We start from the raw sequence: 8,266 nt of genomic DNA on the forward strand, positions 1-8,266 counted from the left end.
GTCATGGTTCATGTTTCATTGTTGATGGTTCATGGTTCATTGTTGATGGTTCATGTTTCATTGTTGATGGTTCATGGTTCATTGTTGATTGGTAATCCTCTCCCCCATATCCCCCACACCTGAAACAGTAGGACTAAAGTCCCACCTCAAATCAGGACGTTTGCCTCAGGCGGTTCAACCCTTACATTTTCTAGGATAGAGACATCGAACACCAAATTGTTGACAACTGTAACATCATGAAAATCAAAGTCTTTCCTCTATTCGCCACCATCGCTGCAATTACCCTCGCGGCTGCACCGATGGCAGCATTTTCCCAACCCCGATTCGCCGAGGAACTCAACCTAACAACCGACCAACAAACGCAGTTAGAACGCATCCGGGATAACAAACACTCGCAAATCGAACAAATTCTCACCCCCGAACAACGGGAACAGTTCCAAGAATTGCCGGGACAACGCCAGCGACACCGGGAAGGGATGCGGGCGCTAAATCTGACCGAAGCACAACGGAATCAGATGCGGGAAATTCACCAATCCGCACGGGAACAGATGCGAGATGTTCTAACCGAGGAACAACGGGAACAAATACGTCAGATGCGGGGAAATCGTCGAGGTCGAAGAGGAATGGGACGCCCCAATCAAGCCCAATAGATAGGGTCTGCTGAATAAGTGGTGAGGTGAGGGGGAGATGGGGGAGATGGGGGAGATGGGGAAGCCCGGTCTAGTAATGACGATGGGGATAAAGCATAATAACATAGGTTGACAATTTCCAGAGCCTGATCCGATGCTTTTCCCTATCCCCTCATCCTCCACCAGCATTCTCTCTATGCTTTCTATTGAAAATCCAAATGCTAAGAATGGAGCATCGTCAGTTAATCTAATTAAAGAAATATTAAAAAGTGTTACAAAGCTTAACCTTTACCGGAAATTATGAGAAAGTGTTCCCAAGACTGAACCCTTTATGAGTACACTGTCGTTCTCTCACTCCTCCGAGCCTAATGCGAATCACGAATCGTATACATTTTAGAAATCTGCAAGGTGACATACTTGGGGGGATCACCGCGGCGATTATCGCCCTCCCCATGGCAGTGGCTTTCGGTGTTGCCTCTGGTGCTGGCGCTGTAGCAGGTCTTTGGGGTGCTGTTTTAGTTGGCTTTTTTGCTGCCCTGTTTGGTGCACCCTTTCTGGGACAGCAGAGTCCTAAGGGGGGTAACCCCCGGCAAATGGTACATCGTCAACTGCCTATCCCAGTCAAGCCGATGATGTGGCTATCAGCAACTAAACAATTTCAAGTAGGATATGGTTGATATCTAACCCCCTGTTTCTAATGGGGTAATTTTTTTTAGGCGTTTAGGGTTGGTCAGATCCCCGATTCCTTCAAGAAATCGGGGATCTAGTATCTAAGCTGGACGATAAGAAAGGATTGGGATAATTATTAGGAATATTAAATCTGTAAATTTACTTAATTTTGCCACAAAGACTTATAATTATAGTACGAGTTAAACTTAGTAAAATAAGGTTTGTTTTTGCCAATTAACCCGATGCAAACCTTTGTCTAGACCGATAAGGATAGGTCTGTGCCAAAAACCTCAAAGGTAACTCATCAATAAATCTCACAGACTTGAAGATAAACAATAGATGCAGACCATGATTTTTTCCGACCTGATACAACCAATTCCCATATTAGCAACAGCGCCAGAAAATGGGTCAATTGTACTCGCTGGTGTGTTGCTCAGTTTAGTTATCATTTATCTTGCCAGTAAAGTGGGGGGAGAGTTATCCAAGGCAGTTGATTTACCACCTGTTTTAGGTGAATTAGTCGGCGGTGTTGTAGTAGGTACTTCAGCATTGCATCTGCTCGTTTTTCCCGAAAGTGGTGCGGTGGCGGCTGATTCGCTACTGATGAAGCTGCTGCAATGGATTGGTGATTTAAGCCCAGAGGCTGTCATCAGTGTGTTTGAAACCCAGAGTGAAGTGGTCTCGGTTTTAGCCGAAATTGGGGTAATCATCCTCTTATTTGAGATTGGCTTAGAATCGGATCTACGGGATCTCAAAGAAGTCGGTTATCAAGCGGCAATTGTGGCGGTGGTGGGAGTCGTCGCCCCCTTTGCCGCGGGTACAGCCGGGTTGATGTTTTTCTTTAATGTTGCCGCGATTCCGGCAATTTTTGCCGGTGCAGCGTTAACCGCTACCAGTATTGGGATTACCTCCAAAGTTCTCTCGGAATTAGGGCGTCTCAAATCAAAAGAAGGTCAAATTATTGTCGGGGCGGCGGTTATTGATGATGTTTTGGGTATCATCGTATTAGCTGTGGTGGCTAGTCTGGCGAAAACAGGTGAGGTTGATGTTTTCAACGTTATCTATCTGATTATTAGTGCGACTGTTTTCCTCCTCGGTTCTATTTTCCTGGGTAAGTTTTTCAACCATTCCTTTGTGACGATCGCGGATAAGTTACAAACGCGAGGTCAATTGGTTATTCCGGCGTTTACCTTTGCGTTTTTAATGGCGTTCTTAGCGAATGTAATCCAATTAGAAGCGATTTTAGGGGCATTTGCTGCAGGATTGGTTCTGGATGAAACGGATAAGCGCAAAGAATTGGATAAGCAAGTGGTTCCCATTGCCGATATTTTAGTCCCCATTTTCTTTGTGGCTGTGGGTGCGAAAGCAGATTTAGGCGTTCTCAATCCTGCGGTTCCGGCAAATCGGGAAGGATTAGTGATTGCTGTTTTCTTAATTGGGGTAGCGATTATCGGGAAATTGGTTACAGGTTGGACGTTTATTGGTCAACCCCAAATTAACCGCTTGGCGATTGGGGTTGGTATGATTCCTCGTGGTGAAGTGGGATTGGTGTTTGCTGGGATTGGTTCAGCTAGTGGGGTTTTGAGTAAGCCTTTAGAAGCGGCGATTATCATTATGGTGATTCTGACGACATTCTTAGCCCCACCTTTCTTGCGAGTAGCGTTTAAAGGTTCACCGGAGGCGGCGGAAATCGAGGAGTCTAAAGAAGCTCTGGAACAAGCAGATTTGTTTGGATAGATTATTGTAGGGGCACGGCAGTGCCCTTACAAATGTGGAAGAGGACAATTCAGAGTTTGAGTGCCAGCTTATTTTTGATGCGAAACATGATAATTATCAGTTGCTCGATGTAGGCTGGCAAGGGCTGAGGCGAGTTTACCCAGAAGCCCTTGGCAGCGATATGCAAGTGAAAAACAATGATGGCGGGACTGAGATCGTATCTAATCTGATCGGCAACAACTTGCAGTGTCAGGACAATGATCCTGCACCCACAGGAGGAGGTAACACGGCGGCTCAAAAACAAGGGCAGTGCGAAAATCTCTAAGAATAGTTTTAGCGATCGCTCTTTTGGTCGAGAGGTTATCTTTTGAGCGATCCGTTATTTTTGCCCGGTTGAGTAGTTGATGATAAACAATGGTGCGTTAGCAAAGCGTAACGCACCCTACTGGCGTGGCACGCTTAATTCGATGAATTAGAATTACGCCCGGAGACGTAGGGGCGCTTTCGACTTGCGCCCGATTCAATGGTCAAATCTAATCCACAATTTTAGCTGGGTCACGCCAATACGGCTATAGAAAACTGGTTGACAGATGCCTAATTTCAGCTAACGCTTGATGTAACGCTGCACGATGCATCCAGCCAACGAAGCCGCTGTAAAGACATTCCCCTTCGGGATTAACGACAAAGATATGATCAACGTGTAATGGACTTCTCCAGAGGCGAATCGTGAATCCGTTGGCAAAAGTGATGTAGGGTTGACTCCGGGCAAAGTCTCGCGGATGAGCATCTGTCATTCCAGGTATTGACTGCAAGCGTTCAATTAACTGAGCGGTAAAATCTAGGGGGGAAGGGTCAGTTATTGTCGGATTTGCCCAAAATTCCCGGATAATTCCGATGACGGTGGGATGATTTTTGAGTTGGGCATGGGCTAAATTGGGGATACTTACAAACTTGGCACCGGAAAACTTGGTTGATTCAACGGTAATTGTGCTGTCGCTACCCCCATCTATGTCACCAGCAATGACTAATGTAGGAACCATTTTGGCGATGGATTGGGCAATCTGGCGGCGGTTAATCCCTAGCGCACCAGCCATACCAATCCCAACACCAAAAGGGTCAATTAATCGGGCTAAATCTGCCCCGCCAATGGGGGATGCAACCAGGACAAACGATTCTATCTGAGACCACCATTCGGGATGTTGATTGAGAATTTCTAGCCAAATTAAACCGCCCATGGAATGACCGATAATTCGGATAGGGGTATCCGGATACTGAGAAATGGTTTCACTGGCTATTACTTCTACCTGTTGAATTAACGGCTCAATTCGCCACCAGGTTTTCAACCAACCGAGATTGGGGGTAATCAATAGAGATTGGGGATTGGCTAAGGATTTCGCTAGGGCTGCGATCGCGTGATGGGTATCCGCCCAGCCGTGTTGGGCAAATATAATAAAATCTGGGATTGGGTTCATGGGCTTCAATCACTCAAGCAGTAATCAGGAATACAATGAAGTTGCCGAATTAAAACAGCGCTTACCGCAACTCTTGATGGTCTGGAAGCGCCAAGCAGCAGCAGGAATGTTGAGTCATGGCTTATAGCGATTTTAAAACCATCAATCAAGTTAAAGCTAAGTTCGATCTTACTATTAATCTGATTAATCTGTTTTATCAAAGCGAACGATTTGAACCAAGCGAATACCTTAAAATGACCCTGAAGCGTAATTTGAAAGTCGCTTTTGATAACGATACTGAAAAAGCTCGTTCCGAGTTGATTATTGCACCGTTGTTGATAGAAGTTAGAGAGATGTTTAATAGTAAAGTTAGCTTATTTTTGGGTCGAGATTTTAATGTTGATGCCAGCCAAGGACTCAATGGTTTTTGTGACTATATTTTGAGTGCCTCACCGTTTACATTAGAAATCGAGTCCCCAGTGGTGACAATTGTCGAAGCCAAAAATGAGAGTACTAATGTCGGTTTAGGACAGTGTATTGCCGAGATGGTAGCCGCACAACGGTTTAACCAAGCCAGAGACCGAATGATGGAAAGCATCTATGGTGCTGTAACCACGGGTCGTGTCTGGCGCTTTCTCCAGCTTACGGATCAAACTGTCGCGATCGATAACGAGGAGTTGGTAATCGAGGATGCCGACGATATAAATATTGCTAAAATTTTAGCCATTTTAAGCCAGCCCATTAAAACATTGAATCTTGATTAACAACGTTCATTCTATCAGCTAAACGCCTGTCTGATAACTTGCCACAAAATACTAGGTTTAAAAAGTATCGTGGTGGGTTTGATCAGATGAATTACTTCGATAAAACTTTGGTAAACTTCAGCTCTTTCACTGGCAACGAGAATCACCTTATCGATATACTGCTGTAGAAATCGAGTCATTATATTCGGTTTATCTCCTGTTGTAGTAGACCAACGCAAATCGTCAGCAGTTGCCATTAACCAAGGTGTTTGGTTGACTAGAGCGAGCTTTTTTTGAAAATGCTTTCCCAGATCTTTTAGATCGGGATTCGAGCGATGTTGAGTGTATTGATTAAAACATTGGTCTAACACTAAGGCACTTAAACTTGCAACAGTCATCCCTTGACCATAAACAGGATTGAAGGTGCAAACGGCATCACCGACCACCACAAAGTTGTCGGGAAAGTGAGATAATCGTTCATAGTGACGCAGACGGTTTTCTGTGCGTCGGTAGCCATAGATAGGAGAAATCGGCTGAGCGTTTTTAATTGCCTCATAAACGGATGGATCGCTGAGACTTTGAGCAAAGTCCAGAAACCCCGCTTCATCAGTGGGAGGATAGTCTCTACCTACACCAATGAGACAAACTATCCAGCGATCGCCCTCTACTCGATAGAGTACACCTCCCCTTGACTGATGGGGAGCCTAAGGCATTAAATACAATACATGATAATCTAACGGTTCATTGCCCAAGGATTGATACCAGCGACTCGCATACCCGAAAAAGGCATTGACGATAGTTTCCTGGGGGGCTTCATAGCCTACATTTTTTAACCACTGGGGCGTTTGAGAATTTCGTCCACTAGCATCTACGACAAACTGGGCAGATAATTGAGTGTCTGTACCGTTAGAATTTCGCAGTTTTACACCTTCAACAGTGGTACGGTTAGGATTGAGTAATAAACCTGTCACTGTAATCGCTTCTTTAAAGTCCAGATTCCTGTAAGCCGCCAAACGTTTACGGATCAAGAATTCGAGCAAATTCCGGCTACACGCCTGAGTTTTTAGGTGAGACGGAAAACGGGGAGACCAACCACCCGGTAATAACCAATGAAAATCTGCCGTCCAGTTGAGAGTAGAGACATCCAAGCCAGCCAGTTCTTCTTCCAATCCAGGAAATAACTGATTCAAGATGCGATATCCCTGAGTTAACAGGACATGAAGCTGATGGGATTGGGGAACTCCTGCACGAGGTTCAGGTTGTTCGGGAACGCGATCGCGTTCAATAATCGTCACCTGATCAAAATAATCGGCTAGCACCCGTGCGGTTAACAGTCCGGCTATACTACCACCGATAACAATTACCTTTTGTGGGGTTTTAACAGGGGTTTCTTGGACGTTGGCTGTGATTTCCACGAGTGTCTAAATTAGATTGGGCGATGAAAAAAACGATCAGTTTTCAATGATAACTGGATTTTGCCAAAAGTCCCGAATCACTTCCGCTACAGCCGGATGATTTTTTAGGGTGGGATGGGATAATGTGGGTAGATAAAAGAAATTTGCACCAGGAACCTTTGTTTCCTCCAGAGTGACTGCACCGTCTGTTCCGCCACCAATATCGCCCGCAATCACTAATGTGGGAATCACTTTAGCAATGGATTCCGCCATCTGGCGGCGATTGTTCAACAAAGCCCCGGCTATCCCGACACCCATTCCCAAGAAGGTAAAATTTCGGGCTAAATCCACCCCGCCAATAGGAGAAGCCACGAGAACCAACGATTCCACCTGAGACCACCATTCGGGATGTTGGTTGAGAAGTTCTACCCAGATTAATCCGCCCAGAGAATAACCAATAATCCGGATCGGGGTTTGGGGATACTGGGCAATTGTTTCCGTAGCAATTCCCTCCACCTGCTTGATTAACGGCTTAATTCGCCACCAAGTTTTCCACCAACCCAGATTGGGTGTAATCACCAGCGTCTGGGGAGTCCCCAGAGTTTGCGTCATCGCTGCGATCGCCGCTTCTGTATCCGCCCAGCCGTGTTGAGCAAATAGAATATAATCTGGGGTTTTTTGCATCGTGATAGTCCGATGGAAGGAGTTGAGGGAGGTGGGGAGGGTGTAGAAACTCAGTATGCTACTTCTCTGTTCCCTGACAAATGACAACTTATCCACTCAGTTTAGCTTTAACCATAGCTTGAATCTTGCGACCTTCAGCACGCCCTTTTAGCTTATCCATGGCGGGTCCCATGACTTTCCCCATGTCTTTCATCGAACTTGCGCCAGTTTGGGTAATAATTTCATCCAGGATTGCTTCAATTTCCTGATCCGATAGTGGGGCGGGGAGATATTCTTCAAGTATGGCTAACTCTTTGGCTTCTTGTTCCGCCAAGTCTTCCCGTCCAGCGTTACGATACTGTTCCAATGAATCCCGACGCTGTTTGGCAAGTTGGGCTAAGAGTTCAAGTTCCTGAGTTTCGGTGAGACTGTCTTGTCCTTGAGGACGCAGGCTGACCTCTTTTTCCAGGATCAGCTTTTTTATACTGCGGACAGTTTCCAGCCATACTTTATCTTTCGCTTTCATCGCGACTTTGATATCTTCAGAGATGCGGTCTTTGAGGCTCATTATTACTATTGAGTAAACAACTGATTAAATTATAAAGAGCAAACCGGGCGATCAACGGGATTGGCTCATTAGGATTTTAAATTTAAGTTGAACAGCACTGAATTCATGCTGGTGGGCAGTGCCCACCCTACGATAAGTGCGATCGCGTACTGGCGGATGGGGAACAAGCCCAATGGTGTGTTTTTGATCCGATTCTTTCTATTATCTTTGGACTTAAGTTTCAGTACCATCAACAGTCCCAGGATTTACAGCAACAAATCTATTACCTGAATCGTTCTCTGGGGCAACTTACTGGAAAAGATAGCGAGTTTGGCGAATTTAAATGTCCGGAAACTTACTATTGATCAATCAAATCGTTTATTTTAAGCAAAATCTTCATCTTGTTCCCTCTGCCACTGGGTTAACACGTCACCCGGATTAAACCCACGATACT

At 45.4% G+C, this 8,266-nt stretch carries 10 protein-coding genes and 2 pseudogenes; 7 read left to right on the forward strand and 5 right to left on the reverse strand.

Features of this window, described 5'->3' with window-relative positions; translation table 11 throughout:
• Positions 1–236 precede the first annotated feature (236 nt).
• From ACLFWI_RS22005 to ACLFWI_RS22020, 4 genes and pseudogenes are all read left to right on the forward strand, one after another.
• Positions 237–650, forward strand: a complete 414-nt coding sequence (locus ACLFWI_RS22005; protein WP_446414691.1) for a Spy/CpxP family protein refolding chaperone — start codon at positions 237–239, stop codon at positions 648–650.
• 347 nt (positions 651–997) lie between these two features.
• A pseudogene (locus tag ACLFWI_RS22010) lies at positions 998–1,174 on the forward strand (SulP family inorganic anion transporter); the annotation flags it as partial.
• Positions 1,175–1,646: 472 nt separating this feature from the next.
• Positions 1,647–3,035, forward strand: coding sequence for a cation:proton antiporter (locus tag ACLFWI_RS22015; RefSeq protein ID WP_446414692.1), 1,389 nt, complete (start codon positions 1,647–1,649; stop codon positions 3,033–3,035).
• A 34-nt stretch (positions 3,036–3,069) separates the two neighbouring features.
• The gene (locus ACLFWI_RS22020) at positions 3,070–3,339 is read left to right on the forward strand and encodes an element excision factor XisI family protein (protein WP_446414693.1); all 270 of its coding nucleotides are present in this window, start codon (positions 3,070–3,072) and stop codon (positions 3,337–3,339) included.
• 244 nt (positions 3,340–3,583) lie between these two features.
• Here the strand turns inward: ACLFWI_RS22020 and ACLFWI_RS22025 are convergent, their stop codons facing one another.
• Positions 3,584–4,486 carry a serine aminopeptidase domain-containing protein gene (locus ACLFWI_RS22025; RefSeq protein WP_446414694.1) on the reverse strand — a complete coding sequence of 301 codons (903 nt, stop codon included), beginning with the start codon at positions 4,484–4,486 and terminating at the stop codon, positions 3,584–3,586.
• Between ACLFWI_RS22025 and ACLFWI_RS22030 the strand changes: the two genes are divergently transcribed.
• Together ACLFWI_RS22030 and ACLFWI_RS22035 are read left to right on the forward strand one after the other, a co-directional pair.
• A complete protein-coding gene (locus ACLFWI_RS22030) occupies positions 4,485–4,613 on the forward strand; it encodes a hypothetical protein (RefSeq protein WP_446414695.1) in 129 nt (42 codons plus the stop codon). The genes ACLFWI_RS22025 and ACLFWI_RS22030 overlap by 2 nt on opposite strands.
• Entirely contained in the window at positions 4,603–5,229 is a 627-nt protein-coding gene (locus ACLFWI_RS22035; protein ID WP_446414696.1) for a hypothetical protein, read from the forward strand. The genes ACLFWI_RS22030 and ACLFWI_RS22035 overlap by 11 nt, the downstream gene beginning before the upstream one ends.
• A 14-nt stretch (positions 5,230–5,243) precedes the next feature.
• On the opposite strand, the gene ACLFWI_RS22040 is transcribed toward ACLFWI_RS22035, so the two are convergent.
• The 4 genes from ACLFWI_RS22040 to ACLFWI_RS22055 form a co-directional block, all read right to left on the reverse strand.
• Positions 5,244–5,606, reverse strand: coding sequence for a hypothetical protein (locus ACLFWI_RS22040; RefSeq protein ID WP_446414697.1), 363 nt, complete (start codon positions 5,604–5,606; stop codon positions 5,244–5,246).
• Between the two features lie 306 nt (positions 5,607–5,912).
• On the reverse strand, positions 5,913–6,623 hold the full coding sequence (locus ACLFWI_RS22045; RefSeq protein ID WP_446414698.1) for an FAD-dependent oxidoreductase: 711 nt from the start codon (positions 6,621–6,623) through the stop codon (positions 5,913–5,915).
• A gap of 36 nt (positions 6,624–6,659) precedes the next feature.
• Positions 6,660–7,286: an alpha/beta hydrolase gene (locus ACLFWI_RS22050; RefSeq protein ID WP_446414699.1), complete on the reverse strand. Its 627-nt coding sequence runs from the start codon at positions 7,284–7,286 to the stop codon at positions 6,660–6,662.
• A gap of 88 nt (positions 7,287–7,374) precedes the next feature.
• Positions 7,375–7,833: a GatB/YqeY domain-containing protein gene (locus tag ACLFWI_RS22055; RefSeq protein ID WP_446414700.1), complete on the reverse strand. Its 459-nt coding sequence runs from the start codon at positions 7,831–7,833 to the stop codon at positions 7,375–7,377.
• Between the two features lie 158 nt (positions 7,834–7,991).
• Between ACLFWI_RS22055 and ACLFWI_RS22060 the strand changes: the two are divergent.
• A pseudogene (locus tag ACLFWI_RS22060) lies at positions 7,992–8,174 on the forward strand (glycoside hydrolase family 15 protein); the annotation flags it as partial.
• Positions 8,175–8,266 lie beyond the last annotated feature (92 nt).

This window comes from Coleofasciculus sp. (assembly GCF_046539235.1).
Taxonomy (GTDB): Bacteria; Cyanobacteriota; Cyanobacteriia; order Cyanobacteriales; family Coleofasciculaceae; genus Coleofasciculus.